A 26,141-nucleotide genomic window follows, 5' to 3' on the forward strand; every position below is an offset into this window, starting at 1 on the left:
ATCGTTTACCGGGTTTCCGGCATGTTACTGGTACGAAACTGGTACGGTGATGTCGGCTTTCGTGAACGGAATCCGGCAAGGGCGGTGCGCCTCACAAGAAGCATGGTTTGTACCCGCTTGTCGATGACGGTACCATTTTCTGCCATCTGATCAGGCATAAATGGGCATTATGCGACTGCGCGGCCGACCCAGCCAGGTCGGCCGACCACAAGGGATAATGTTCGAGCGCCCCACCAAAAACGACTTGGACACGGCTTTGTCGATGCTGATGCACGAAAGTCGCCACAAGCTCATGGATCAGGTGAATCGCATTAAGGGCGATGCGATTAAGGCGGGTGCGCTTCAAAGTAACGGCGTCATCGTCACGGCGATCAGTGCGGCCGACGCCATCCATAAGGAAGCGATGGAGCAGGCTCACACCATCCTGCTCAACTTCATCGAGCGGATGGAGCGCGCGCCGACAGAAATTGTCGGCTGGGCGCGTCCTCATCTCGACAACCTCAACAACTCGGTTCTCGCCGTGGTGCCACCCAACGGATTTCCGCATGATCATCAGCGTCTCACAAACCAATATCGGGCAGTCTTTCAGCAGCGCTCCGACAACACGCTTCGCAATGTAGAGATCGGGCACCAGAAAGGGACGGGCTTTGCCCGCGCGGAAAAGGTGGAAAGCAAAGAAAAATGGATCAGCGCCGCCGAGGCCATCGGGCTTCTTGCCCCGGGAGGCAAAGACCAGTTCGCGGCCAAGATGGCCTTGTGCAAGCGCGCTCATGCGGGGATGGTGCGCTCGCGCGCGCAGCGGTTCATCATTGCAGGCAGAGTCCGAGACAATGTGGAGTTGCCGCCGGTTTTTTGGTGGGCTGAGGGGCACGAAGCTCTTCACCAAAATTGGCACACAGGCGATTTCGATACATGGCCAGATAGCGGCTTGCTGAGCCGCGACCTTCGGCTCTCTGCTGGTAAGGTGCATCTAGAAGCTTTTGACGTCTCGTTCCTGCGTTCGGATCTTGAGAAAATGATACCGGCTGATCTCGCCCCTCCTCCGCCCCCGGCATTGAACTCGGCCGCAGCGGCCGAGCCAGCCCGCAACAAGGGCGGCCGTCCTAGGCATGAGTTCTGGGAAGAGCTTTGGGTCGAAATCGCCAGGCAACTGTACATCGGCGACCTGAAGCCCAAGACCCAGGCCGATATCGAGGCGGCCATGCACCAGTGGATCGCCGATCAAGGACGTGAAGCAGGCGGCACGACCATCCGTGATCGCGCACGCATGCTGTGGCGCGCCATCGAAAAGGACGGAAACTAGGTTTTCGTCAGTTTCCGCTCCTTATCGGCCGACATCCGGCCGGTTAGCCGCCAATTTCCTCCCCATCACGGTGCGTTGTTGGCCGATCGCGGATGCGATCAATGGAAGCCTCAACGCGAAATGCGGAGGCCCCTATGTCGGGACATCTATCGATCGAAATTCTTGGGGTGCTGAAAGGCGCGGCTGACGGGCCGTTTGCGATCGGCACCCTCGCCCTGATCGCGCTGGCGGCTACGGCGCGGCTATGGTTCCGGCGCTAACGCCCGTGACGGCAGTCTCAAGAGGTTGTGCTCTCACCACTGTTGCTCTTTGCGCCAGCTTCAGTGCTTGCTTCTTTCGGGGCGACAAAATTCAGCGTTCCTTGCTGGAGGGTAGAAAACTTCCCGACGAACAGGCTGGGGTCAATGTTCCGCCACGGCATGGCTGTTGCGAGAATGATTTGGTGCTCGACAGGGGCTATCGCGGAAATCTCAATGACTTGCCTCTGAAAGTTATGGCTGCGTTCCTGCTCCATTCCCTTGTCCTCCGTAATATCGATCATGAGAAAGCGCGGGTGACGGAACATCGGATCAATAAGGGCCGCGTTCAGGAAACCCATAAGGAAGGCCGTCTTTAGGACCACGCGAGAGCTGGCCGAGAAATAGGTGTGATCGTCTACCGTGATGGAGTTCTTGGCGAAAGAAAACTCGACGCGTTTGGGGTCGCCGAAAGAATCTTGGCGCTTCAAGTCTCCGCGGAGTATCTTTACTATGTTTTTCTCAATACTTGCCTTTGCAGTCCTCAGGCGATCGGTCTGGCTGAGCTGCAGTGCGCTGATGCGAGCCCCAAGCGCCTGAATTTCTTCATCCAGCTTTGCCTTCTTTTCGGATAGATCACCAATCTTGTTAGCCAGTCTGACCTGTCTTTCGATGTCTTCAATGGACTTGTCTATGTAACCAAGCTTGCGCTGGAGTTCCCGTATCTCTTCGCGGGCCTTGGATGTAGGTATGGCGCTCAGTTCTGTAAGCTCCTTTGATTTTAGTCGCCAGGTGCTCTGCAGCGAGCTTAGCGGATTGTTTAATTTGAATCGATAGCTCGTTGATGAGTCCCACGACCCGGCCACGCGCACGCTCCGAATCGAGCGGCGTCTTGCAAAGGTGACACGCAGCGGCTTCGCCCCCCTGCTCTAGGATCTCGGCGTAGCACGCAGGACAGGTACCAAAATGAATCGTACGAACAACTTCAGCAGCAAGGTCCGCATCTCTCAAGGCTTCGAGGCGCGCTTGCAGCGTGTTGATGAAAGCGGCGGAGTCCGAGATTTCGAATTCTATTGCATCCACCTCAGACTGCTTGTCCCGAATGTTTCCTTGAAGCTTTTGGACCTCCCGGTAGAGGTCCTTCTGCGCCTGAAGCGTGATCCGGTCTGACGATCGGTTGTCATAGAACGCCTCTTCAGCGACGGATAGTTGAGAAGTTACGATACCCCGTTCCTCAACCAAGGCCTTGCTACGCTGCTCGATCCAGTTGAGGTCCATACTTTCGTCACCGCCTCCAACCACGCGAAATATACTGCGAAGCTCGGCTGACGCCTCGGTGAAGTCCCGTTCTTTGGTTTTCTTCAGCTGTTGAAGCTCGTAAATTTCGGTATCGAAGGCTCCACACAGAAGATTTCCGACTGCCTCGCGCAAATTTTCTGGATCATACCCTTCAAATCGAAACAGGCTATCGGTTGGCGAAAGTTGATCGGCGTACAAGAGCCGCAAGACCTGATGAATGGTAAGGTTCGATGTTCCTTCGACTGCAACATCCGGCATGTCGAGGAGGCGGAAAATTGCTTGGGAAAAGCTCTCTTGGTTCTTCTGACGAGCGTAGGGGTATCGGTTCCACGCTTCGATCGGTGCTCCCACAGCCTGCGAATAGCGACCGCCGAATATCTCCATCGCGGACTGAGAAGAGGCATCGATCTTGCGGCGAAGTACCGCCGGATTTCCATTGAACTCGGCCTCTAACCAAACATGATCGCAAAGCAACGCATGCTCGCTCCAATCACTTCGGCTAAGGTCTCCGCCAAGGCCATAAAAAATAAAATTCAAAATGGTGGATTTGCCCGAGGAGTTATCACCTCGGATGATATTGACGCCGGCATGCAATACCTCGTCATAAGCAATCGCAGCACCGCGCTTTACGACCAGCCTCTTGACGATAAGACAAGGATCAAACCGAGTCATATCTATACTCCAGAAGTCCCGTGCGATTCTTCAACCCATCACGGCCACCGAGGGCATATTTGGCCTTGATCTGGCAAAGTATGTTCATAATGTCGGCCATGCGCACATTCAGAGTAGTGCAGCGCGCAGCTAATAAAGTCGGCAGCTGAAGCGTGGTAAATGCTACCTCGTCTGTTTCCCAGGCCTCAGCGGATAGATGGCCGCTTTGGACGAGGCTGACTGCAGCGGCGCGCTGAAACAGCTCCATTCTAGCGAAAATCGAATTGTCATCAGGCATTGCGCCGTAGGGCGCACTATCTCCATAAGAGCGACTGATCTTCCGCCAACCCGTGTCTTCAGAATGAAGTCTGATCGCCTGAAGGCGAAAGGGAAACAGTAGATAGAAGTCGAGGATGCGTAGCGTGTCGAACGGCATTTTCTTGTGAAGCTGGCACGCAGCGTTCAGTCGAATGAATCTGAATGCAGTATGATAGGGGTCGAATGCCTCGTTGTAGGTGAGCTGGGTCATGGCTGGACCGCGCTGTGGTGCCACTTGATGAAGCATTGTTCGGCGAGCCAATAGATCATACCCAGGACAAGGTTGTGGTTTACCGATATGAGATCACTGCCGCACTCTTCAACGATTGGATTTGCGATTCTCTCGATGACAAGTGCATTGATTTCCTCTGGAGTCTTCTGGGGAATCTGGCCGTAGATGACATGCGTGAACTCAGTCTCGGCCTTCGCTAGGATGTGCACGAAGATCAGCTGGGCTGATGAGTATAGAGACCAACGCTGCAACAGCTTGGCGAACATCTCCTTTTTTTCGATAGCATCGTCGTAATATTGCGATCGCCCGCTGGCTTCCAGCTTTGCCTGCAGACCTGCAACGCCATCTGGGGCGCGCCGGATGTGATAGCGAGCAAGCTCATCGATGATCGTTTGGGTCTGCTCATTGCAGTCGTACTGCTCCTTAAGACGCAGGAGCAGCCTCTCGATCATGCCCTTTTTGGTTTCGACGATTACCTTGTCGCGACCAACTATATCGCCGTGAGCGTGAGCGCCCTGCTGGCTGGAGATCGTACCTTGGCCGGTGGCGATGTTCATGCGTGTCGTCGTGCTAGCGCGAAGCTAGTGCTTGTCTCGCCCGACAATGTCTCCTCCAGCACTTGCACGCGATTGATCAGTCGCTGTTCCATGCCGGTCCGCACGAACATTTTTTGTAAGCTGAAACGTCAACAGCGCTCCGCCCACTGCACCGGTCAGCAAGCCGCCCAAGAAATTCCATAGATCAAAACTCATTTGCGAATCCCCAGCCTCGTTCGTGAAACAACCATTGCCTGCCTTTATTGGGCGTCGCAACCGTTTACGGTTGTGCACTGGAGTTAGCAGGAATCCTCGGGGAGCGATAACGGTTGCATCATACCGTCGATGTAGATTTCTCCTGTCTCAAGAGGCCGGTCTAGTCGTAGTGGGACATTGCAGGGCTTTCGTACGCGAAAGTTGCTCGATTGTTGCCCCGACCTAGTCATGCCCCGTTTCAGATGAAATAGTCGCTCCCGTTCGCGCGAGGTGCCCACTCCTGGCGCGAAAACCACCAAAATCCGGGATAACCGGAGGAGCGAGAGGAAATCCCAGATATGCCCGATCGAATTCGCCTCGATGGCCGGGTTGCCGTCGTGACCGGCGCGGCCGGCGTCATCGGAACCGCCACCATCGGCCTCCTGGCCGAACGCGGCGCCCGTATCGTCGCCGTCGACCGCAGGGAGCAGGATCTGGCGGCCGCCATCAAGGACCTGCCCGCCTCCGCCGAAGCGCTTGCGGTGACAGCTGACGTCACAAGCGAGGACGAAGTCGCGGAATATGTCCGCGCCACCGTCGACAGGTTCGGCACCATCGATGCATTCTACAACAACGCCGGCATCGAGGGCGACATCAAGCCGATCCCGGAATATTCGCTGGAGAGTTTTCGCCGCGTGCTCGACGTCAATGTCGTCGGCGTCTTTCTCGGCATGAAGCATGTGCTGCCGGTGATGCTCAAACAAAACAAGGGCAGCATCATCAACACCGCCTCGATCGCCGGCCTGATGGGATCGCCGATGATCGCGGTCTACAGCGCCAGCAAGCACGCGGTGATCGGGCTGACAAAAAGCGCCGCCTGGGAATGCACCGGCACCGGCGTGCGGGTCAATTGCGTTTGCCCCGGCCTGATCGACAGCCGGATGCTGAGCACGATCCTGCAGGGCCGCAATCCCGGCAACGAGCCGCCGCCGAACGAGAAGATCGTCGACCGGATTCCGGCGCGGCGGCTCGGACAGGCGTCCGAAGTCGCCTCCATCGTGGCGTTCCTCGCCTCCGACGAGGCGAGCTACGTTTCCGGCTCCGCCTATACCGTCGACGGCGGCCGCACCGCCGCCTGATCTTTCAATCAACGCACGAGGTCTTCGCAAAATGCCTGTCACGCTCGATCCCGATGCCGCCGCAGTCTACAAGGCTTTCCAGGAAGCTGGCCGTCCCGCCTATGAGACGCTGACCGCGCCGGAAGCGCGCGAATATTATCTGAACGCCCGCGTCGTCATGAACCCCGAGCCGCCCGCGCTCGAATCGAACAAGCCGCTGTCGATCCCCGCGCCGCACGGCGCGATCCCGGCGCGCATCTACACCCCGAAGACGCTGCGGAAGAACAACGGCCTTGCGCCGTGCCTGGTGTTCTTTCACGGCGGCGGCTGGGTAATCGGCGATCTCGATACCCATGAAGTGGCCTGCCAGAAGCTTGCCCATGAGGGCGAGTTGATCGTTATCTCCGTCGACTACCGGCTGGCGCCCGAGCACAAATTCCCCGCCGCCGCCGATGACGCCATCACCGCGACGAAATGGGTTGCGGATAACGCCAAACAGCTCGGCATTGACGCGACGCACTTGCTGGTCGGTGGCGACAGCGCCGGCGGCAATCTTGCCGCCGTCGTGGCGCTGGCCGCGCGTGACGGCGACGGCCCAAAACTCGCCGGCCAGGTGCTGATTTATCCCGCCACCGATTTTGCGATGAAGCATCCCTCGCACAGCGAACCCGAGACCAGCATCCTGCTGACGCACTCCGTGATCAAATGGTTCTGCAACCACTATCTCAACGGCGCTGATGACATCGACCATTGGAAGGCCTCGCCCGCGCGCGCGAAAACGCTCGCCGGCCTGCCGCCGGCCTATGTGCTGACGGCGGGCGCCGATCCGTTGCGCGACGAGGGGGCCGAATATGCCGCGAGGCTCAAGGAAGCCGGCGTGCCCATGACCTATCGGCACTTCCCCGGCCAGTTCCACGGCTTCTTCACCATGGGCAAGCTTTTGCAGCAGGCCAATGTCGCGGTCAGCGAAATCGCCGCATGGCTGAAAGCGCTGAAATAACGCACATTGCAGATTGCGACCTGAACCCGTGAATTTCTCTCGCGCTTATCCGAGGCCGTGGTGATCGAACCCATCCTTGTATTCGGGATACCCGTCGACTTCATCCTGTTTGCGCTGACGCTGCTCGGCGTCGCGCTGTTTCATCACAAGACGCTTCAGGTCGCGCTGACCGGCCTTGCCGCGATTATCATCTACAAGCTGATCTTCACCGGTTTCAAATACGGCACCGGCCTCAGCGGCCTCGGCCACCATATGGCGCATGAGTGGGTCACGCTCGGCAATCTGTTCCTGCTCTTGATGGGGTTTGCGCTGCTGTCCCGGCATTTCGAGGAAAGCCGGATTCCGGATGAGATGCCGGCGCTGTTGCCAGACGACTGGAAGGGCGGCGTTGTCCTGCTCGTCCTTGTGTTCGTGCTGTCGAGCTTCCTCGACAATATCGCGGCCGCCTTGATCGGCGGCACGGTTGCGCGCCACGTATTTCAAGGCAAGGTTCATATCGGCTATCTCGCCGCGATCGTCGCGGCCTCGAACGCCGGCGGAGCAGGCAGCGTCGTCGGCGACACCACCACCACCATGATGTGGATTGCCGGCGTCAGTCCCCTCGCGGTGGTGGAGGCCTATATCGCGGCCATCGTCGCCATGCTGATCTTTGCCGTGCCCGCCTCCATTCAGCAACAGCGCTACTCGCCGATCCAGAAGGATGCGTCGAAAGGTCTGAAGATTGACCCGACGCGGGTTTTCATCGTCGCCGCCATTCTGATCGCCGCGCTGGCGGCCAACATCACCGCAAACCTCAAGTTCCCGGCTCTGCTCGATACCATCCCCGTTCTCGGCATCGCCGTCTGGGCGGTCATTCTGCTGACGGCTGGATTGCGCGCACCGGATTGGAAGGTGATGCCCGAAACCTTCAAGGGCACGATCTTCCTTCTGGCATTGGTCACCGCGGCCTCGTTGATGCCGGTCGAGAAACTACCCGCCGCTTCATGGCCGACCGCGCTGGGCTTAGGCTTCGTCTCCGCCGTGTTCGATAACATCCCCCTCACCGCGCTCGCGCTGAAACAAGGCGGCTACGATTGGGGCTATCTGGCCTACGCCGTCGGCTTCGGCGGATCGATGATCTGGTTCGGCTCGTCGGCGGGCGTCGCGCTGTCGAACATGTATCCGGAAGCCAAGTCGGTCGGACGCTGGGTCAGCCAGGGCTGGCCCATAGCTCTGGCGTATGTCGTCGGATTTTTCGTGATGCTGGCGGTACTCGGCTGGCACCCCGACGCGCCGCATTAGCCGCTTTAAATTCTGACAGGCGAACGGCGGCGTCACGCCGCTCGAACGCGCGCATCTACGCCGCGCAAGATATTCAGAGCGCGCAACTTCCTGAAGCGGCACAACTGAGCGATGGCGCGCCTCAGTGCGCGCGCCCGAAGGTGGTGGCCGGCCTCGCGTCGGCCATCATCCCCATTGGTCGGCTCGGGTGCGCTGTACCGACTCAGGCCGCAATGTTATCTAACTTTCGTACTAGCTTTGGCACACAACGATCGGTCGGATGATTCGGCACACGATCGCGAGGAGAGAGCTATGGCATTTTTCAAGCGCGAGCTCGGCCCGATCGAGCGCTTCGAGAACGCGCTGAAGGAAAAGCTGGCAGCGCGGCAGAAGCTGGCCGAGCGGTTGAGCGTCGCCGAAGCGGAACTTGCAGAAAAACGTACCGCAGCCGAACGGCTGGCGGTGGCCGGGGCTGCCGCCGCCCGGCTCGATCGCGCAGAAGCCGCCATGCGCGCCGTCGAAGACCGCGCCAAGACATGGCGCGCCGAATTGGTGGAGTTCGACGAGCAAGTCGCCTCAGCCGAGCGCGCTTTGACTGATGCCAAGGCGCAGCGCGACCGCGACACCATGGCTGACCAGATCGAAGCGATGGCTGCGGCGATCGAACGGGCAGCGCCCGGATTTGATGCCGGCGCCACCTCGCTGGTCGAGGCCGTCACCAAGGGTGCGCTGTCGATACCGGAAGCGACCAGGTTCTCGAGCAACGTGGATGCCGTGCGTCGCGAGGTTCTCTCCGCGGCAGACTTGATATGCTGGGAGCTGCGATCCGCCGCCGTGCGCACACGTGCAGGCAACGCCAACCTCGCCAGCCTCACGCTGTCCGAATCGGAGCAGCCGCTATCGTCGGAGATCGAACGGCAGTTGATTTACACCCTCCATCCCTTGCTCTGGCGTGAGGACGGCGAGGTGCGCAAGGTTTCTGCCTTTACCCTGGTCGGGCTGCCCAAAGCGCTGCTGACGGTCGCGCTGCAGCATCAGCATGTGGACCATCTCAACGCCCGCCGTGTGCAGACCCTGATGCATCTTCACGGCAGCGCAGGATTAGGCGAACCCGACGCTGACGATCCGCAGCTCGTCGATCTCGATGCCTTGCTCGCGGAGGGGACGCAGAGCGCACAAGCCGACGTTGCGTAAGCCGGCGCAGATGACCACGGGCAAGTGCTGAACCAACGCTCCTGACGAACGTTGTCCGGGTTCATTCATGAATCCGGATTTCGGCGATGCGGCTACGCGTTGTCACGCTCAACGTCTGGAATCGGCAAGGCGATCCGAAGCGAACCGGCTTGATCAACCGGGAACTACGCCGTCTCGCGCCCGATCTCGTGTCCTTCCAGGAAGTCGTCAAATCGCCGGACCGATCGCAGCTCGACGAATTGATTCATGACACCGACCTGTATGGGACACATCAGGCTGACGTCTTGCGCAGTGTTCCGCCGCATGCCGATCGCTTCGGTGGCAGCGCCGTCGCGACGCGATGGCCGCATCAGGTCGAGGAAGTTCTGGACCTGCGCATGTCGGATGCGAACGACGTCCCCTGGTGCTCGCTGGCGGTAGCGGTGCCGCTGCCCGGCGAAGCCGACGTTTTGTTCATTGCGGCGACGACGTCGTGGCGGCTTGCCGCGGAATCGGCCCGGGAACGCCAGGTCGTTGCGCTGACGGATCTCGATGCGCGGCACCGGCGGGCGCTTCCCACCATCATCGCCGGCGATTTCAACGCGACGCCTGACGCGGCCAGCATTCGTTACATCAGGGGATTGCAGTCACTGGGCGGGCGGAGCGTGAGATATCACGACGCCTGGGAGGTCGCAGGCGAGGGTCATGGCCATACCTGGAGCGTCGACAATCCGAATGCAAAGTCGGAGATCGACATGATCGTTCGCCAGCCGCATCATCGCCGCAGGGTCGACTATGTGTTCGTGGCCTCCTGGGACGCCCATCCGAAGGCTGTCTGCGAGGTTCGAGCCGCATCTCTCGCGTTCGACCAGCCGGTCGACGGCATCTGGCTCAGTGATCATTTTGGCGTTGTGGCCGATCTGGAAATCAGCGCCGCTCCCTGAGGAATGGCCCTGCCCAAGGCTGTTTCCCCGGAATCGGGTGGCCGCCACGCCTCCATCCTGCGATCCCAACGTTCACGAAGCAGGCTGTGCCGTCCGGAGTGAAGCACGGCCGTGGCAGTGGAGACACCAATGAAATCCGAAAGCGCAAAGCGAACCGCCGTATCCGAAAACGATCCGGCAATCCGAAATCCGTTCGGCGTCATGGACGTTCCAAACCCCAACGACGATGACGTGATGCAGTTTGCTCGCAACACGGCACCGGAAGAATCCGACGCCGACGAGAATGCAAAACCATGGGGCGCTCAAGGTACCAGTTACCAGCGCGACACGATCGAAGGCGAGTGGTCGAGCCGCTGGAAGGGTGCTGCGGACCCGACCATACCGGGCGATGCCCCCGATAAATGGAAACAGGGCCGGGGCGAAGCAAGAATCGTCGGAGACCGCGTGTACCTGTTATTCGACTGGGATTCCGGCAAGCGCAGGGGCCTCATCGACGCAAGGCGCGAAGGTCCGCGCCGGCTGGTGGGCAAGTATATCAACCTGAACAACCCGGAGATCACGGTCCCCTGGGTCGGGCTGGTGGTGAGCGATCAGAGAATAGACGGTTACTTCACGCAAGGCCGGGTGGATTTCCGCAGGTGATGCCTTTCCAATGCCCCCTACCCGGCCCGAGCCGCGCGGCGCAGCGATTGCGGGGGCTGGCCGAAGGCGCGGATGAAAGCGCGGCGCATCCGCTCCGGATCGCGGAAGCCGGTGGTTTGCGCGACACGCTCGATCGCCTCGCTGGAGGACTGCACGCGCTGCCGCGCCACCTCGATGCGCAGCCGCTCCACCGCCTTTGACGGCGTGGTGCCGGTCTCTGCCATGAAGGCGCGGGTGAAATGCCGCGCACTCATGCCGGCCTGTTCGGCGAGATCTTCGACTGTGAGCGGCGCATCGAGATTCTCGCGGGCCCAGGCCAATAGCGGTCCGAACCGGCCGTTCGGGGCCTTCAATTCCAGCAACGAAGAGAATTGCGACTGGCCGCCGCTGCGGCGGTGATAGAGCACCAATTGCTTGGCGGTTTTCTGCGCGATCTCGTCGCCGTAATCCTCCGCGATCATCGCCAGCGACAGATCGATGCCCGCCGATATCCCGGCCGACGTCCAGATGTCGCCATCGCGGACGAAGATGCGATCGGGCTCCAGCTTCACCTGCGGATAGGCTTTGAGAAAATGCCGCGTGCGCTGCCAATGCGTGGTGGCGCGGCGGCCGTCGAGCAGGCCGGCCTCCGCGAGGATATAGGCGCCGGAGCAGACGCTGGCGATGCGGACGCCACGCCTCGCCATGGCGCGCACGAAGTCGAGTGTCTTCTCGCAGCTCGCTGCCTGCCGAACGCCCTCACCGCCCGCGACGATCAGCGTGCTGATCGCGCCCGACGGCTTTAGCCCGCGTGCGAGCATCTCGACGCCCGAGGATGAGCGCACCGGCCCCGGCGTCACCGCCACAACCCTGATCGAGGGTGCGTTTTCGGCGTAGCGCGCCCCGATCTCGAACACCGAAATCGGGCCGGCGGCGTCGAGCAACTGGAAATCCGGAAACACGAGAACGCCGATCATCTTGCAGCTCGCTTTTTGGCTGGGTCCTGATTTTGGCCCATGTCCTAAAATGAGGGAAATATGCCGTTTCGGACACGAGGCGACCATGTCAGGATGCCTCCCGTCAAGCCAAATTTTCCGGAGGTCACGATGTCCGCGCCGTCTCAAACTTCCACGCCGCTTCAGATCGGTCTCGTGCTGTTCCCAAAAGTCACCCAGCTTGATTTCACCGGTCCGTTGCAGGTGTTCTCCAGCCTGCCCGGCGCCAAGGTGCACTTGATCTGGAAGCGGATCGAGCCGGTCACGAGCGATTCCGTGCTGGTGCTGACGCCGACCACGACCTTTGCGGACTGCCCGCAGCTCGACGTCATCTGCGTGCCCGGCGGGTTCGGTACCGACGACATGATCAACGACGAGGAGATGCTGGCCTTCCTGCGCCAGCAGGCGCCGGGCGCAAAATACATCACCTCGGTCTGCACGGGTTCGCTGGTGCTCGGCGCCGCCGGCCTGCTCAAAGGCTATCGCGCGGCGACGCATTGGACGGCGATGGATTTCCTCAGCGCTTTCGGCGCTATCCCGACCAAGACGCGCGTCTGCGTCGACCGCAACCGCGTCACCGGCGGCGGCGTCACTGCAGGCATCGATTTCGCGCTGACGCTGGTCTCGCTGCTGCACGACCAGAGGACCGCAGAGGCGATTCAGCTCCGCCTCGAATACAATCCCGCGCCACCGTTCAATTCCGGCTCGCCGGACACCGCGCCGCCGGAAGTCCTCGCCTTCATGAAAGACAGGATTGCGCCGGCGCAAATCCGCCGCGGCGAGATGATCGACCGCGCTGCCGCGCGGTTGGGGTAGACGCTCGCTCTGCTGTCATGCCCGCGAGGGCGGGCATCCAGTAATCGCCGATGTAAGCTGGAGCCGAGAAGCCGCAGGATACTAGATCGTCCGCCCCAGTGCGCAATTGCGCACAAGGCGGACGATGTCAAAACAACACACGATATTGCCCGCACAAAGAAAAAGGCCGCCTGGTTTCCCAGACGGCCTTTCCTTTCCTACGGCAGCCACACATTAGCGGGGCGATTTCAGAACGTCTGCACCAAGGGCCTATCTCCCGGCCGTATTCTGATCGGTAGCCGCTGCAAATCGGGGCAGTCGCGAACTGGAGCCCGACACCGACGCGATGGTTTCCCATCTCCGTAGGATGTCCCCATTGAACGGCGACCGCGCGGTTTGCGCAAGGCGGCGCCAAAGAATGTCCCCGCTGTTACCGTTGTCCACAGGCCGGGACCCTCATGATCATCGTTGCGACGCCTCCGCACCCCTGCCGGCCCAAGCCAGTTGGACGAAAATGACCGCGTGTACGATCAGGAACATCGGCACCAGTACGGTCGGGATCAGCGACCAAGGCAGCGTCTGCACGCCCGCCGAGCCAACGCCAGCGTGAATGATCTGCAGCGGCGAACCATTCGCCGAGGTGATTCCGAGTGCAAGCGCGACCACGAGATCGAGCATCCCGAACGCATTCCAGCCCCAGACCAGCGCCTTGCCTTGTCCGCGCAACGCGAGCCAGGCCACCGGCAACGCGAGCGCGCCGGTGATGATATCGCCCCAGCCCGCCGAATATGGAAATGGCCCGGCAAGCCGGCCTTCGGCCGCGAGGAGCAGGAAGAAGCCTCCCCCCAGGCGCCAGACATTGAGACCGATCAGGAAGGGCATCGGCATCCCGAGCAGCGCAGCGCGCACCGATGGCGAGATCGAAGCCGCAACGGCAGCCGCAACCAGCGGCGACACGATGACCATACCGATCATTGCTGGCCCTACCGACTTCGAACCGAGGAACAGGTTCGCGCCAGCGAGCGCGGCAGCCAGGCCCGTCCACAGACCGGCGCCGATCGAAAGGGCGAGACGTTGTGATGGGCTGACCGGCATCGCGCCGGTGAGCGCATTGATGCTGACGATGATTGCGGCAACAAGAACGATGGTTCCGATGAAGTCCAGCATGACACATCTCCTTACGTGTAGTTACACCTATCGAGATGAACGAAGCGTCGGCCAAACGTCCGGATCATCTCACTCCAGATTGCGCGAACTCAAAAGCTTCAACGCGGCCTCACCGTCGGCGCCCAGTATCTTTCCGATATGCGCCTGCGCCTTCGACCAATAGGGAAACCCGCGGCGAACGACGCCGCGCCCCTGCGCGGTAATGGCGATCATGCGCGCGCGCGGATCTTCGCCGGCGTTGATCGAAATCCAGCCCTTCCCTTCCAGCAGGGTCAGGTTGCGACTGAGCGTGGTGCGCTCCATCCCGAGAAAGCCCGCCAGCTTGCCTATCGGCATTTCGCCGCGGAGCAATAGTTGCGACAGGATCGTGAACTGCGTGGCGCGGACGCCGGAACCCTGCATGTAGCTATCGTAAAGCCGCGTGATCTTTCGCGCGGCCTGCCGGGACGCCAGGCAGAAGCAGCCGGCGCAAGCCATGTAGTCGGTATCGCGATCGGAATGCTGTTTCATCCAATAAGTGTATATACACCGTGTATATACACCTATAATGCGCAGCAAAACCGTGGCGGCGAGAAGCGGGTAAACTTATCGGGAGTTCAGCTTCCCGGCGTCCAGGCCTGGTAGTCGCCGGTCGCCTTGGGGCGGCGGCCGCTGGCGAGCGTCGAGCCGGAGGGACGATAGGCCGCGGGCGTGCCGGTCATGTTGGGAACATGCGGCTTTTCCCATTCCCGCGGCGTGTAGCTCTCCTCGGTCGGGGCGACATCGACCGTGTGATGCAGCCAGCCATGCCATGACGGCGGCACCCGGCTCGCCTCGGCATAGCCGTTATAGATCACCCAGCGCCGCTCGAAGCCGAGCGTCGGATCGATCTTGCGGCCCTTGGTGCGATAGTAGCGGTTGCCCTGCTCGTCCTGGCCGACCAGTTCGCCGAATCGCCACGTCCACAATTGCGTGCCGAACGTCTGACCGCTCCACCAGGTGAAAAATTTCAGCAGAAACAGCTTCATGAGGGCTCGGCCGGTTCGAGATGTCGTGCCGCTCTGATGCCACCGGAGCGCCGGATTGTCCAGACAAAGGCTGATATTGCAGCCCTTATTGCTGCCCTGCCGGACCGGTACTTTGCACGGCCCATCGCGCCCGCGCATGGTCGCGGAATCGGCGCAATCCGTTCATTCCGCATACAGTTCCGACCTGACAGGCTCAGCTTGCGCGCAATCAATACGCGGGCTCGGGAACGTCCGCCCGCTGAACGGGTTAGGGCCTATATCCCGCAAATGGAGTCGACAATGATCAGTCTGAAAGTTTTGAGTACAGCGGCGGCGATCGCGCTTGTGTTGCCGATGGTCGCGCCGGGCATCAGCGCCGCCCAGGCGCAGGATAGAGGCGGCGGCGCGGGCGGCGGCGGCGGTGCCAGGGCCGGCGGTGGTGGCGGCGGCGGCGCAGCTATCGGCGGTGGCGGTGGCATGAGAGGCGGTGGCGGCGGCTCCGTTGCACCCGGCGGTGGTGGCGGCTTCCGAGGTGGCAGCATGGCCGTTGCACCTAGCGGCGGTGGCGGCTTCAGAGCCGGCGGGCCGGCCGTTGCACCCAGCGGCGATCGCGGCTTCAGACCTGGCGTCGTTGCCGGCGCGGACAGTCGCGGACCTGCCATTGTTCGGCCCGGCGTCGGCGGAGGTACCGTCGCGGGTGGCGGCTGGCAAGGCGGCGGCTATCGCCATTATCATCGCCACCGTCACGGCGGCTTCTGGCCGGGTGTTGCGGTCGGTGTTGGCATCGGGTCGACCTATGGCTATTACGGCAGCCCCTCCTACTACGACGACTCGTATGGGTATTATGACGACAGCGTGGTCGCTGCGGCGCCCCCGGCCGACGATGATGCCGTGGCGTACTGCATGCAGCGATACCGATCCTACGATCCGGCGTCGGGAACCTATCTCGGCAATGACGGACTACGGCATCCCTGCCCGGCGCAGTAGGACAATATCGTGAGTTCGAAGAGCGGCGCATTCCCCTGCGCCGCCCTTTTGTTTGCGAAATTACGCGCGTAGCGCCACCGCGACGCCACCGAGCGTGAACACCAGCGCGGCGAGTTCGCGGAGCCCGAGCGGCTCATGCAGCATCGCTGCCGCCGCAAGCACCCCGATGACGGGAACGAGCAAGGTTCCAATCGAGGCCGTCGCCGCCGGCAGCCGCTCCAGTGCGGCAAACCAGCACACGTAGCAAAGGCAGAACTGGATCAGCGTCATATAGAGCAGCGACACCCAGCCGACGTATGACAGCGCGGCCAGTTGCGGCTGCTCGACCGCGAGCCCGACGATCGCGATCGGCAGGCAGCCGAGCCCGATCTGCCAGGCGGCCAGCGACAGCGGCGGCATCGCCAGCGGGAAATGCTTGGTCAGCACGGTGCCGAGGCCGACGCACACCGCGCCAGCCAGCGCGCACGCGATCCCCGGCAGCTTCTCGACGCTGGCCTCGAGGCCGTTGCCGCCGATCAGCACGGCGATGCCGGCGAGCGCGACCGTCAGCGCGACGGCGCGCAGTGCCGACAGCCGTTCACCCAGGATCGGCCTTGCCAGAAACGCCACCCAGACCGGGATCGATATGCCGAGCACCGCGGCCTCGCTGGCATTGAGCCACAACAGCGCCAGCCCCATGAACGCAACCCAGCCGCCGATTGTCAGCATCGAGACCAGCAGCAACCGCAGCCACATCGGCCGCGGCACGCTCAATTTCTGCCGCCGCGCGAGCGCAAACAGCGCCAGTGCCGCGGCGCCGGCGATGCCGCACAGGCCGCGCGACGACAATGGCGGCCATTCCGTCAGCAAATGTTTCATGATCGGGAAATTGAGGCCCCACCCCACCGACGTAACGGCGAGCAGGATGAGCCCGAGCGGCGACAGCCGCCCCGCGCGATCGATCGGGGGCATGGCGGGCTTAGATCCGGAACCGGACGTACATTTGTTCTCGTTCTGACACAGCGAAACGTAATTGCCCTCAACAACTTTTATGTGCACTCTATCATACAGACGACCTGTCGGCGTTTCGACTTAATCGTCACATGGGATGTGCTGGTCACCTGGCCGCCGCCCAAAGAAGAAGGAAGCATCGTGCCGCGCGTTCTCGTGGTCGATGACGACCCGATGGTCTGCGTTGCCATCGAGGTTTGTCTGACGCGCAAGGGTTTCGAGGTCACCGTTGCCGACGGTGGTGAAGCGGGAATGCGCGCACTCGAAGCTTGCGATTTCGACGTCATGCTGATCGACGTGTTCATGCCGCATATGCGCGGCTTCGAATCGATCCGAATGTTTCACGAGCGCAAGCCGGGCATATCGATCATCGCGATGTCGGGCTACGCCTTCGCCAACACCGAACGCGCGCCGGATTTCCTGCGGATGACTATCGAGCTCGGCGCGGCATGCTGCCTGCGCAAACCCTTCACGCCGGACGCGCTGTTGACCTCGGTCAATCAGTGCACCACCACACCGAAAGCTTCCGCGCGCCACTCGAAATAATGAAGTAAGCAACTGGCAATGCCCTCGCAGCGTATCATCCTTGGAATTGGCCTCGCTATCCTCCTCATTATCGGCGCTGCCTCGATTGGTTTGGACCTCAAGTCGCGGTCCGATAGCGCTTCCGTCGACCGTGCGCTTGGAATACTCGGGAAACTCTCCGACATGCGCCCGCAGCTGCGCCGGGCAGAAAGCGCGGCGCGCGCCTTCGCACTTACCAGCGATCAGCAATTCGCCAGGGAATACCGCGAGGCCAGCGACGCGATCCTGCTGGCGCTCGCGGCACTGATCGAAGCCGTCAAGGCCAATCCCACCGAAAAGCAGTTGATCGAAGAGACCAAGGCGCTGGTGGAGCGCCAGATAGCCGTCAATGGCGAGTTGATCAGGCTCCGCACCGCGGGAGACAACGTCGCCGTCGCAGCACTCGTCGGCCAGGAGGATCGGGCGGCCACGGCCGCGATCGCCGGCAACCTCGAAAAAGCGGTGGCGGAAGAGCGCCGGCAGCTCTTCGCCAGACGCGCCGAATCCGAAACCAACGGAGCATTCCTGCTGGCGATCGATCTTGCCGGGGTCGCACTGATTCTGGTCCTCGCCACCGTACTGACGCTGGCGGCCCGCCGTTCGCGCCGGGAACTGCAGGATTCGCTCAGCGCCACCCAGGCCACCAACGAGGCGCTGGAGGCCGCGGTCGCCGAGCGCACCGAGCATCTGGTTGCCGCGCATGACGAACTCAGGCTTTCGGCCGCCGTCCTGCGGAGCACCTTTCACAGCATGGCAGAGGCGGTGCTGGTCATCGACACCAAGGGAGAGATTTTGCTCTCCAATCCGGCCGCCGAGAAGATGCTGCGCTTCCGGCCGGGAATGACGGTGGAACTGCTGCGCTCGCTCAGCACGGTGTTTCATGCCGACGGCGTCACGCCGCTGCTCGTCCATGACATGCCCGCCTCGCGCGCGCTGCGCGGCGAAGCGTTCGACGCCACCGAAATCGTGGTGCGCCCGGTCAGCGGCAATCCGCCCGTTCATCTCATGATCAGCGGCCGGCCGCTGCGCGATGGCTCGGGCGCCATCAGCGGCGCTGCGCTGGTCTATCACGACGCCACCGCCTCGCGCGAAACCGAACACAAGTTGCAGCAGTCGCAGAAACTCGACGCCATCGGCAAACTCACCGGCGGCGTCGCGCACGACTTCAACAACATGCTGACGGTGATCACCGGCACCACCGAAACGCTGGTCGCGGGCCTCGCGCATGAGCCGAAGTTGCAGAAGACGGCGGAATTGATCGACCAGGCGGCGGAACGCTGCAGCGAGCTGATCCAGCATCTGCTCGCCTTCGCCCGCCGCCAGCCGCTGCAGCCGCGCAATGTCGACATCAACGCCACCGTGCTCGACATCGCAAAGTTGCTTCGGCCGACACTTGGCGAGCAGGTTGAAGTCAACTCGATCCTCGAGCAGGAAACGGCGACGGCCCATATCGACGCCTCGCAGCTTGCCAACTCCCTGCTCAACATGGCGATCAATGCCCGTGACGCGATGCCGGACGGCGGCAAGCTGCTGCTGGAGACGCGCAACGTCGTGCTCGACGAAGCCTATGCGCAGGCCAATCCGGACGCGAAGGCCGGCCCCTATGTGATGCTCGCGGTCAGCGACAATGGCACCGGCATGTCGCAGGACGTGCTGGACAAGGTGTTCGAGCCGTTCTTCACCACCAAGGAGGTCGGCAAGGGCTCGGGCCTCGGGCTCAGCATGGTCTACGGCTTTGTCAAGCAATCGGGCGGACACATCCGGATCTACAGCGAGGTCGGCCACGGCACCACGATCAAGCTCTATCTGCCGCCCGCCCGCGGCCAGGTCGAGGCCGCGCCAGCCGCGGTGGCGCCGCTGCCGCATGGCAACGAAACCATCATGGTCGTGGAAGACGACGCGCTGGTGCGCAATTTCGTCACTGCGCAATTGCAGAGCCTCGGCTACCGCACGGTGGGCGCCGCCAATGGACCGGCGGCGCTGAACCTGATCGAAGACGGCCAGGCGTTCGATCTGCTGTTCACCGACGTCATCATGCCCGGCGGCATGTCCGGCCGCGAACTGGCGGAGAAGGTGTCAAAGCTCCGGCCCGGCATCAAGGTGCTCTACACATCAGGCTATACCGACAACGCCATCGTGCATCAGGGCCGCCTCGACCCCGGCGTGCTGCTGCTGACCAAGCCCTACCGGAAGTCCCAATTGGCTAACATGATCCGCCGCGCGCTGACGGGGTGAACTGGCGGAAGGCGCTAGCTTCTCCTCACTTGCTGCGGCGTCGTTTCAATGCCGATCTGGTGTATGGAGGAGGAAGACGTTCGGTGAAGGGATTCGGGGGAGTTCAGGCTAATGGCCGACGTGATCTACAAGCGCTGCTATTTCGATTGGGGCGGGCGATGTGCCTACTGCGACGTTGGACTCCCCCGGATAAAGACGGGCGGCAAGGTCAAGGCCAGCATCGACCATTTCATCCCGCTCGCAAAGGGAGGTCCGAATAGCAGGAGCAACCGCGTACTGTCCTGCTACCCCTGCAATCTCGCCAAGGGCGACACCGACCCGCGCGAGACGAAGCAATGGGCCCACGTCGAACGGCGACTTGCCGAGATCGCCGCTTCGCCGCTCATCAGTCACGGGCAGCTCAAGCAGCTTATTCCCGAACTGGTGAAGCAACTTGCCATCTAGGGGCATGATCCGCGCCCGAAGGGCGGCAGTGGCGCTGATCGCTATTATCTCTACTGCCTGAGGCGCCGTCAGTCGTCGCCAGCATTCATCGCGCTGGTCGCATTGAGAAGCCGGAAGTAGGCGAGGAAAAGACCCATGCGCCCCTGCATCATCTGCCATATGGGCGCGTCGATCGACCGGTCGCCTGCATCCGAGCCGCTTCACCTCGCCGGCGAAGGGCATCTCTCGAGATATCCTGCGCGGTCATTATGAACGCGTCCATGACCAGTTCGGCGCCGATGGATGGATCGTCGGCCGCAGATGAGCGAGATGCAAAGGGAGCGGAACGGCCGCCTGAAGATGCACCCAAAGTCGCGCGCGAAGCCCATATTGCCGCGCGTAACGGACGCAAGCTTGCGGTTGCAAGGCCGCCGCCCAGCCAACTGCTCGACTTTGACGCCTCCCAACCTTATATTGTGGCCATGACAAAGCTCCTTGACGAAGCCATGGACGCCGTGCGTCGCCTACCCGCAGACGACCAGGATGACATCGCGCGCGCTATCATGCGGCTTGCGGGCTCCGATCTAGCTGCGCCCGTTGTCCTTTCGCCCGATGAGCGCGAGGCGATTGCCCGTTCCAAGGCCGCTGCCGAGCGCGGCGAATTTGCAACCGACGAACAGGTGCGGGCCGTATGGGCCAAGCACGGCCTATGAAGCTGCGTTATACGCTTCCCGCGCTCGCCGATCTTACATCGATTCTGGACTACATCGCTGATCGTTCCCCGCAGGGAGCTGCGCGCATCCATACCCGAATTCGCGCGGTCATCGATCTGGTCCTGCAGTATCCGCTGGCTGGCGCCGTAACCGACGACTCTACCATTCGGCGCGTCGCAACGGCACCTTATCCATATCTCATCTTCTACGAGACGACCGACACTGAGATCATCATTCACGCGGTGCGTCACGGTGCGCGCGATCCTTCCGACAGGATACGATCGGAGTGAGTTCGGGCCAGCATGCTTGGCCCAGAACTGGACGTAGCGTCTGGCTCCGCGGTGAATGGGTAGTGCCCATCCGCCGTGGCGCCCTTCCCGAGTTGCGCTTACGCGCTCCTCACTCCGAGCCGGATCCGCCCGCCACGATCTTCTCGTTCAGCTTCTGATCGACGGTCTGGACCGTGCGGTCGATCTCGGCATTGGGCGCGCCAAGCTCATGCGAAATCAGCTTCACCAGGAGGTCGACCCGCTCGATGAAGGGCGCGCCGGCGGCAACCGCACGGGCCGCCGATGACGGCTTGAGCAGGCTTTCCGCCGCTTTGGCGTATTTCTCGAAAGGCACCTGATCCGACGGATCGGCGCCCAAACGGCGGGCGATGCCGTCGACATGGTCATAGATCGCCTGCGAGAGTTTTAGATCGCCGTGCACGGCGTCGCGGATCGACTGCGGCTCGTGCGGCGTGATGCAGCGGTAATTCCCGGTCAGCAGCATCGACCATTTCGCCAGCGGAACGAACAGCGAGTCGAACACCTTGAGCTTCACCGGAACGTCCTTGCCATCCAGTGTCACCGCGTCGATATCGGCTTCGAGCTCGCGAAGCATCTTGTTGTGCTGCTCGTCTTCAAAGGCCGCGGCCTTGAAGTTTGTCGGCAGGCCGACATGAAGGACGTTCGCGGCCTCTTCCGGCGGACGGAAGGCCTGCGGATCGGGCGAGCAGAGCGACACCAGTCCCGGCTTGAACCGCTCCCATACCGACGCATTGGTATAGGCCTCCTCCAGATCCATGTCCGCCAGCGCCGGGATGCGCTTGAGATAGGGCAAGGGCGGCATGTTCATGATCGAAAGGCAAGGAAGCCCCGCCGTAGCGATCTTGATCATCAGAACCCGGATCGTATGGTTGGTGTATTGCGGCTCCTGCATCGCAAGGCCGACCAGATCGTAGCGGGAAAGGTCGACCTCGGCGGGCGTGGTGGCGTCCAGCTTGCCGGGCAGATCGCGCGAGAAGATCGCGCGGTGCACCGCCTCGTCACGCAGCTTGATGCGAACCTCAGTGCCGTCGCGGTTGATGAGGTCTGCCGTCTTCCTCCGGCAAACCAGGGTCACGTTGTGACCCGCCATCAAAAGCTTCGTCGCCAGCAAGGAGCCATAGGAGGCTCCAAGGATCAAAATGTTGCGCGCCATACTCTGTCTCTTTCACAAATGATGCCGGATTCTTCTTGACCGCCGACCCTGCGGGGACCGAAATTTCGCCCGTGGCATACAACGAATTGATAGGTGTTACAATCACATAGCGGTCCGCTAGGACGGAATTAAAAGGGAAGTATTCCTAGGACCGCGTTGCCGGCACCACGCCGGCCAGGGTGAACACCAGCGCCATCACCTGCGTCACTCCGCGCGGCTCGCCAGGCGAAACCTCAGGGCTTCCGCAGGTGGCGCAGGCGCAAGCCCGCCAGGCAGGCGATGGCCGCTGGCACGACGAAGCTTGCTGGCACCCAGAACGCCACTTGCATCATGTTTTCATCCGCAGCCCCGGCGGAGAAGCCACTGGCATTTGCAACCAGGCCCGCGAGCGCCGCGCCCAGGGCAAACCCGGTCTGCTGGACGGTGGGGACCGAGGAGGCCGCGACGACCTCATCACCCGCTTTGGCGCCGCTCATGATCCGGTGGGCGACAAAGGGCCAGCATTGGCCGATGCCCATTCCCAGCGCGACGATGGCCGGGATCAAGGCCAGCGTCGCCGCAGAGCTTGGGAGCAGCGACGCGATAGCCATTAGGCCGATGCCCATCACCACCGGTCCGGCCAGCATGAATCGGTCTGGCCATGACCCGGATGCGCCGGCCGTGACAAGGGACGCGATCGTCCATCCCAGTGAGCCGCTTGCAACCATGAAACCGGCCGCCAGTGGATCCAGTCCGCGCAAGTGCTGCAGGAAGATGGGCACGTATATCTGCAACGGGCTGAATGTGATGCAAAGCAGCAGCGCCAGCCACAACCCTACGCCGGTTGGCGTGTGCAATGAAAACGCATCGCTCGGCAGCAGCGGCGCCGCCGCGACACGATCAAGCCGCAGCATCGCCACCAGCGCGCCAATCGCAAGGACGATCAGGCCGGTTTTGGCAAACGATGCATCGACGATCGAGGCTGAAGACATCCCGGCGATCGCGAGCCAGATCAATGCGACGCGTCCGGCCGGCAGGCGTGCAGCGGGTGTCCGGCGTTCCGACGTGCCCGGCGGCAGGATGACATAGGCGCTGACAGCCAGTATGCCTGCGACGATCGCGGTCGCGACGAACGCACCGCGCCAATTGCCGAAGCGGGCGAACATTCCGCCGACCAGCGGCCCCAGCAAGACAGACATGCTCCAACTGGTCGACATCAATGCAATCGTCCGTGACCAGACGGCTTCCGGAAAAGTCGCTCGCACCGCGACATAGGCTGCGGCCGCCTCCAACCCACCGCCGAATCCCTGTACCAGCCGGCCGATGACGATCCAGCCCATTGTTGGCGCGAGCGAACAAAGCAACGCTCCGAGACCGAATATCGTTACACCGGCGCAGTAGGCCGCCCGGGGACCGACCGCAGCCGCGAGCATGCCGGCACAGCTCGCCGCGACAATGGATGACGCAAGAAATGCGGTTGTCGGCCAACTCAACATGGCGACGCCGCCCAGTTCACCGGCGATGGACGGCAGCACGGTCGTCAGCATCAGAACGTTCATCGATTGAAGCAGCACACCGCCCAGCAGGATCCCGAGCGTAGGTATCCACTCCCATCTGAGGAGCGATCGCCATCCCTCGCGCCCCGGGTTCTGCTGCATGCCTGTTGCTTCCATTCCGGGACTCATACGCCGGGATTGCCAGCAATCGACGTCCAGGTTATTTTAGATAGTAATTTCTTTCTAAATCAAGGGCGCATGAATCAAGACGAAGATCGCAGTCAGGATCGCATCCTGTTTCACCTGAAGACCCTCGGATCGCAGACCGCGGCCGACGTCGGGGCACGCCTCGACATGACCGCGGCCGGCGCGCGTCAGCATCTCGTCAAGCTCGAAACGGCAGGTCTGGTGGAAAGCGAGGATCGGCACGAAGGACGGGGACGGCCAAGGAAATACTGGCGGCTGGCGCCGCGAGGTCACGAACGATTTCCCGACCGTCATTCCGATCTAACACTTGATCTGTTGCGGTCCATGCGCGACGTCTTTGGAGAGCGCGGATTGGAACGGCTGATCGAGCACCGCGAACATGCGAGCATTGCAGATTACCGCAAGCTCGTCGGAGAGCGACGCTCGCTTCATCAAAAGCTGACCGTCCTCGCAGAAATTCGAAGCCGCGAGGGCTACATGGCGAGCGTCGTCAAAGACACGCGAGAAAGCTTTCTGTTCGTCGAGAACCACTGCCCGGTTTGCGCGGCGGCGGCAGCCTGCCAGGGTCTCTGTCGTTCAGAACTGGCGATCTTCCGCGCCGTGCTGGGGACCGACGTCACCGTCGAGCGCATCGATCATATTCTCGCCGGTGCCCGTCGCTGCGCTTACCGGATTGGCAAGCGTCAGCAGTGACAACTTGGGGGCGATGGCCCTCGCCTTCCCCAAGCTGGCGGCTAAGACCGCGTCGCCAGCACCACACCGGCGAGCGTAAACACCAGCGCCACGATCTGCGTCACGCCGAGCGGCTCGCCGAGCGCGATCGCCGATGCCACGACGCCGATCACCGGCACCGCCATGGTGCCGATCGCCGCCACCGAGGCCGGCAGGCGGGCGAGCGCCGCGAACCAGCTCACATAGGCGATGCAGAACTGGATCACGGTCGAATAGACCAGCAGCCACCAGCCGAGTTGCGTCACCTTCTCTATATGCGTGGTCTCGATGGCGAGGCCGATGATGACGATCGGAAAACATCCCAGCCCGATCTGCCAGGCCGCGGCCGGGATCGGCGGCAGCGGCACCGGCAGCTTCTTCGCCAGCACGGTGCCGAGCGCAAAACCGAGCGCGCCGCACAGCGCCATCACCATGCCCGGCAGTTTTTCGGTCGTGGCAGTAATGCCGTTGCCGCCCATGATGGCGGCAAGGCCCGCGAACGCCATCACCAGCGCGACCGTGCGCAGGACAGTCGGCCGCTCGCCGAGCACCGGCCAGGCCAGAAGCGAAGCCCATACCGGCATGGTGTAGGCGATCAGCGCCGCCTCGCTCGCCGGCAGCCACAACAGCGCCAGCCCCATCAGCACCATCCAGCCCGTGACGTTGAGCAGCGCTGCCAGCATCAGCCGCGGCCACAGATGCCGCTCGACCTTCAGGCTCTGGGCGCGCGCCAGCGCCAGCACGGCCAACAGCGCAGCGCCGATCACGCCGGTGGTGCCGCGCAGCGTCAGCGGCGGCAGCTCGCTCAGCAGGTATTTTGTGACCGGCCAATTAAAGCCCCAGCCCACCGAGGTGATGGCGAGGAACATCAGGCCGGCGGGCGCGATCCGCGCACCCGCACTGGTGGGTTTTGATTCTGTCATGGAGCCCGGCAAGGGATGGAATCAGCCCGCACCATGGCGCGTATCTGCCCCTCCGGCCACGGGTGCGCGGACATGCCAGACCTCCCTCCCCGTAGCCATACGGAAGCGCGGTCCGTAGCCCTACGTGAGTCTCGGGAACGCAATCCCGGCGGCTGAAAAAATACCTGCCCTGTGAACAGCGGGGCGAAGCCAACTTTCCACACGCCCGAACATTTTTTTTCCCTTGGGAATCCCTGAGGACTCACTGATACTTGGCGGCATCACAGGGCGGCATCACCCCCTGTTATCCCTCACTTTCCACCATATTTAGTATTTGATTCAGGAACTCGTACTAGTCCTTGACGGGCGCGACGGGTTTGGCCTAGCCTTCTCCTGGACGGCGCGAGTGAGTTTTGGGTCCCGCCGATCGCTCCCAAATGGGTTCCTTAACGAGCACTCCGTCGGCCGGTCGAGGCACGGATCGAGGGCTTGTCTGCCTTTGAAACGGGGTGATCCGGGGGGACGAAAAACGGGCTGAAACTGGCCCAGGAGACAAGTTGCGGCGTTGAGTTGAGGGATTGGCCCCGTCGATCGGCGGGACCTCGGGGTGGCGAAGACAGAAACAGGGCCGGGTCTACCGG

28 protein-coding genes are annotated in these 26,141 nt (G+C 62.0%); 16 read left to right on the forward strand and 12 right to left on the reverse strand.

The window, feature by feature from the left end; all coding sequences use genetic code 11:
- Window positions 1-217: 217 nt before the first annotated feature.
- Together IVB05_RS22540 and IVB05_RS43555 are read left to right on the forward strand one after the other, a co-directional pair.
- On the forward strand, window positions 218-1,303 hold the full coding sequence (locus IVB05_RS22540; RefSeq protein WP_247778113.1) for a hypothetical protein: 1,086 nt from the start codon (window positions 218-220) through the stop codon (window positions 1,301-1,303).
- Between the two features lie 134 nt (window positions 1,304-1,437).
- Complete coding sequence (locus IVB05_RS43555) at window positions 1,438-1,563, forward strand: hypothetical protein (RefSeq protein ID WP_256472507.1); 126 nt, start codon at window positions 1,438-1,440, stop codon at window positions 1,561-1,563.
- Window positions 1,564-1,580: 17 nt separating this feature from the next.
- On the opposite strand, the gene IVB05_RS43775 is transcribed toward IVB05_RS43555, so the two are convergent.
- From IVB05_RS43775 to IVB05_RS22555, 4 genes are all read right to left on the reverse strand, one after another.
- Window positions 1,581-2,030 carry a hypothetical protein gene (locus IVB05_RS43775; RefSeq protein ID WP_346771769.1) on the reverse strand — a complete coding sequence of 150 codons (450 nt, stop codon included), beginning with the start codon at window positions 2,028-2,030 and terminating at the stop codon, window positions 1,581-1,583.
- A 187-nt stretch (window positions 2,031-2,217) separates the two neighbouring features.
- Window positions 2,218-3,510, reverse strand: coding sequence for an AAA family ATPase (locus IVB05_RS22545; protein ID WP_247778114.1), 1,293 nt, complete (start codon window positions 3,508-3,510; stop codon window positions 2,218-2,220).
- Window positions 3,497-4,018 carry an ABC-three component system middle component 5 gene (locus IVB05_RS22550; RefSeq protein WP_247778115.1) on the reverse strand — a complete coding sequence of 174 codons (522 nt, stop codon included), beginning with the start codon at window positions 4,016-4,018 and terminating at the stop codon, window positions 3,497-3,499. Before IVB05_RS22550 ends, IVB05_RS22545 begins: the two co-directional genes overlap by 14 nt.
- On the reverse strand, window positions 4,015-4,596 hold the full coding sequence (locus IVB05_RS22555) for an ABC-three component system protein (RefSeq protein ID WP_247778116.1): 582 nt from the start codon (window positions 4,594-4,596) through the stop codon (window positions 4,015-4,017). The genes IVB05_RS22550 and IVB05_RS22555 overlap by 4 nt, the downstream gene beginning before the upstream one ends.
- A gap of 533 nt (window positions 4,597-5,129) precedes the next feature.
- On the opposite strand from IVB05_RS22555, the gene IVB05_RS22560 reads away from it, so the two are divergent.
- The 6 genes from IVB05_RS22560 (at window position 5,130) to IVB05_RS22585 (ending at window position 10,907) form a co-directional block, all read left to right on the forward strand.
- Window positions 5,130-5,909, forward strand: coding sequence for an SDR family oxidoreductase (locus tag IVB05_RS22560; protein ID WP_247778117.1), 780 nt, complete (start codon window positions 5,130-5,132; stop codon window positions 5,907-5,909).
- A 31-nt stretch (window positions 5,910-5,940) separates the two neighbouring features.
- Window positions 5,941-6,888 (forward strand): alpha/beta hydrolase, encoded by a 948-nt coding sequence (locus IVB05_RS22565; RefSeq protein WP_247778118.1) that lies wholly within the window; start codon window positions 5,941-5,943, stop codon window positions 6,886-6,888.
- A gap of 60 nt (window positions 6,889-6,948) precedes the next feature.
- A complete protein-coding gene (locus IVB05_RS22570; RefSeq protein ID WP_247778119.1) occupies window positions 6,949-8,169 on the forward strand; it encodes a citrate transporter in 1,221 nt (406 codons plus the stop codon).
- 291 nt (window positions 8,170-8,460) lie between these two features.
- On the forward strand, window positions 8,461-9,342 hold the full coding sequence (locus IVB05_RS22575; protein ID WP_247778120.1) for a hypothetical protein: 882 nt from the start codon (window positions 8,461-8,463) through the stop codon (window positions 9,340-9,342).
- An 86-nt stretch (window positions 9,343-9,428) separates the two neighbouring features.
- Complete coding sequence (locus IVB05_RS22580; protein WP_247778121.1) at window positions 9,429-10,265, forward strand: endonuclease/exonuclease/phosphatase family protein; 837 nt, start codon at window positions 9,429-9,431, stop codon at window positions 10,263-10,265.
- Window positions 10,266-10,394: 129 nt separating this feature from the next.
- Window positions 10,395-10,907 carry a hypothetical protein gene (locus tag IVB05_RS22585; protein WP_247778122.1) on the forward strand — a complete coding sequence of 171 codons (513 nt, stop codon included), beginning with the start codon at window positions 10,395-10,397 and terminating at the stop codon, window positions 10,905-10,907.
- A 17-nt stretch (window positions 10,908-10,924) separates the two neighbouring features.
- Here IVB05_RS22585 and IVB05_RS22590 read toward each other — a convergent pair whose 3' ends face one another.
- The gene (locus IVB05_RS22590; protein ID WP_247778123.1) at window positions 10,925-11,863 is read right to left on the reverse strand and encodes a GlxA family transcriptional regulator; all 939 of its coding nucleotides are present in this window, start codon (window positions 11,861-11,863) and stop codon (window positions 10,925-10,927) included.
- A 129-nt stretch (window positions 11,864-11,992) separates the two neighbouring features.
- Here IVB05_RS22590 and IVB05_RS22595 point away from each other — a divergent pair, with 129 nt between their 5' ends.
- Window positions 11,993-12,697, forward strand: coding sequence for a DJ-1/PfpI family protein (locus IVB05_RS22595; protein ID WP_247778124.1), 705 nt, complete (start codon window positions 11,993-11,995; stop codon window positions 12,695-12,697).
- 441 nt (window positions 12,698-13,138) lie between these two features.
- On the opposite strand, the gene IVB05_RS22600 is transcribed toward IVB05_RS22595, so the two are convergent.
- The 3 genes from IVB05_RS22600 to IVB05_RS22610 form a co-directional block, all read right to left on the reverse strand.
- Window positions 13,139-13,843 (reverse strand): hypothetical protein, encoded by a 705-nt coding sequence (locus tag IVB05_RS22600; RefSeq protein ID WP_247778125.1) that lies wholly within the window; start codon window positions 13,841-13,843, stop codon window positions 13,139-13,141.
- 69 nt (window positions 13,844-13,912) lie between these two features.
- The gene (locus tag IVB05_RS22605) at window positions 13,913-14,353 is read right to left on the reverse strand and encodes a MarR family winged helix-turn-helix transcriptional regulator (protein WP_247778126.1); all 441 of its coding nucleotides are present in this window, start codon (window positions 14,351-14,353) and stop codon (window positions 13,913-13,915) included.
- 86 nt (window positions 14,354-14,439) lie between these two features.
- On the reverse strand, window positions 14,440-14,850 hold the full coding sequence (locus IVB05_RS22610; protein WP_247778127.1) for an NADH:ubiquinone oxidoreductase subunit NDUFA12: 411 nt from the start codon (window positions 14,848-14,850) through the stop codon (window positions 14,440-14,442).
- Window positions 14,851-15,129: 279 nt separating this feature from the next.
- Here IVB05_RS22610 and IVB05_RS22615 point away from each other — a divergent pair, with 279 nt between their 5' ends.
- Window positions 15,130-15,816 (forward strand): BA14K family protein, encoded by a 687-nt coding sequence (locus IVB05_RS22615; protein WP_247778128.1) that lies wholly within the window; start codon window positions 15,130-15,132, stop codon window positions 15,814-15,816.
- A gap of 60 nt (window positions 15,817-15,876) precedes the next feature.
- Here IVB05_RS22615 and IVB05_RS22620 read toward each other — a convergent pair whose 3' ends face one another.
- Window positions 15,877-16,767 (reverse strand): DMT family transporter, encoded by an 891-nt coding sequence (locus IVB05_RS22620; RefSeq protein WP_247778129.1) that lies wholly within the window; start codon window positions 16,765-16,767, stop codon window positions 15,877-15,879.
- Between the two features lie 180 nt (window positions 16,768-16,947).
- Here IVB05_RS22620 and IVB05_RS22625 point away from each other — a divergent pair, with 180 nt between their 5' ends.
- From IVB05_RS22625 to IVB05_RS22645, 5 genes are all read left to right on the forward strand, one after another.
- Window positions 16,948-17,352 carry a response regulator gene (locus tag IVB05_RS22625; RefSeq protein ID WP_247778130.1) on the forward strand — a complete coding sequence of 135 codons (405 nt, stop codon included), beginning with the start codon at window positions 16,948-16,950 and terminating at the stop codon, window positions 17,350-17,352.
- 18 nt (window positions 17,353-17,370) lie between these two features.
- Window positions 17,371-19,605, forward strand: coding sequence for an ATP-binding protein (locus IVB05_RS22630; RefSeq protein WP_247778131.1), 2,235 nt, complete (start codon window positions 17,371-17,373; stop codon window positions 19,603-19,605).
- Window positions 19,606-19,716: 111 nt separating this feature from the next.
- Window positions 19,717-20,049, forward strand: a complete 333-nt coding sequence (locus IVB05_RS22635; RefSeq protein ID WP_247778132.1) for an HNH endonuclease signature motif containing protein — start codon at window positions 19,717-19,719, stop codon at window positions 20,047-20,049.
- Between the two features lie 260 nt (window positions 20,050-20,309).
- Window positions 20,310-20,741, forward strand: a complete 432-nt coding sequence (locus IVB05_RS43780; RefSeq protein ID WP_346771770.1) for a hypothetical protein — start codon at window positions 20,310-20,312, stop codon at window positions 20,739-20,741.
- On the forward strand, window positions 20,738-21,031 hold the full coding sequence (locus tag IVB05_RS22645) for a type II toxin-antitoxin system RelE/ParE family toxin (protein ID WP_247778133.1): 294 nt from the start codon (window positions 20,738-20,740) through the stop codon (window positions 21,029-21,031). Before IVB05_RS43780 ends, IVB05_RS22645 begins: the two co-directional genes overlap by 4 nt.
- Before the next feature lie 109 nt (window positions 21,032-21,140).
- On the opposite strand, the gene IVB05_RS22650 is transcribed toward IVB05_RS22645, so the two are convergent.
- Both IVB05_RS22650 and IVB05_RS22655 read right to left on the reverse strand, forming a co-directional pair.
- The gene (locus IVB05_RS22650) at window positions 21,141-22,205 is read right to left on the reverse strand and encodes a 2-dehydropantoate 2-reductase (protein WP_247778134.1); all 1,065 of its coding nucleotides are present in this window, start codon (window positions 22,203-22,205) and stop codon (window positions 21,141-21,143) included.
- Between the two features lie 233 nt (window positions 22,206-22,438).
- Window positions 22,439-23,869 (reverse strand): MFS transporter, encoded by a 1,431-nt coding sequence (locus IVB05_RS22655; RefSeq protein ID WP_346771771.1) that lies wholly within the window; start codon window positions 23,867-23,869, stop codon window positions 22,439-22,441.
- Window positions 23,870-23,878: 9 nt separating this feature from the next.
- Between IVB05_RS22655 and IVB05_RS22660 the strand changes: the two genes are divergently transcribed.
- Window positions 23,879-24,580, forward strand: coding sequence for a metalloregulator ArsR/SmtB family transcription factor (locus IVB05_RS22660; protein WP_247778135.1), 702 nt, complete (start codon window positions 23,879-23,881; stop codon window positions 24,578-24,580).
- A 41-nt stretch (window positions 24,581-24,621) separates the two neighbouring features.
- Here IVB05_RS22660 and IVB05_RS22665 read toward each other — a convergent pair whose 3' ends face one another.
- Window positions 24,622-25,521, reverse strand: a complete 900-nt coding sequence (locus IVB05_RS22665; RefSeq protein ID WP_247778136.1) for a DMT family transporter — start codon at window positions 25,519-25,521, stop codon at window positions 24,622-24,624.
- Between the last annotated feature and the right edge of the window lie 620 nt (window positions 25,522-26,141).

The organism is Bradyrhizobium sp. 170 (genome assembly GCF_023101085.1).
In the GTDB taxonomy this organism is placed as follows: Bacteria; Pseudomonadota; Alphaproteobacteria; order Rhizobiales; family Xanthobacteraceae; genus Bradyrhizobium.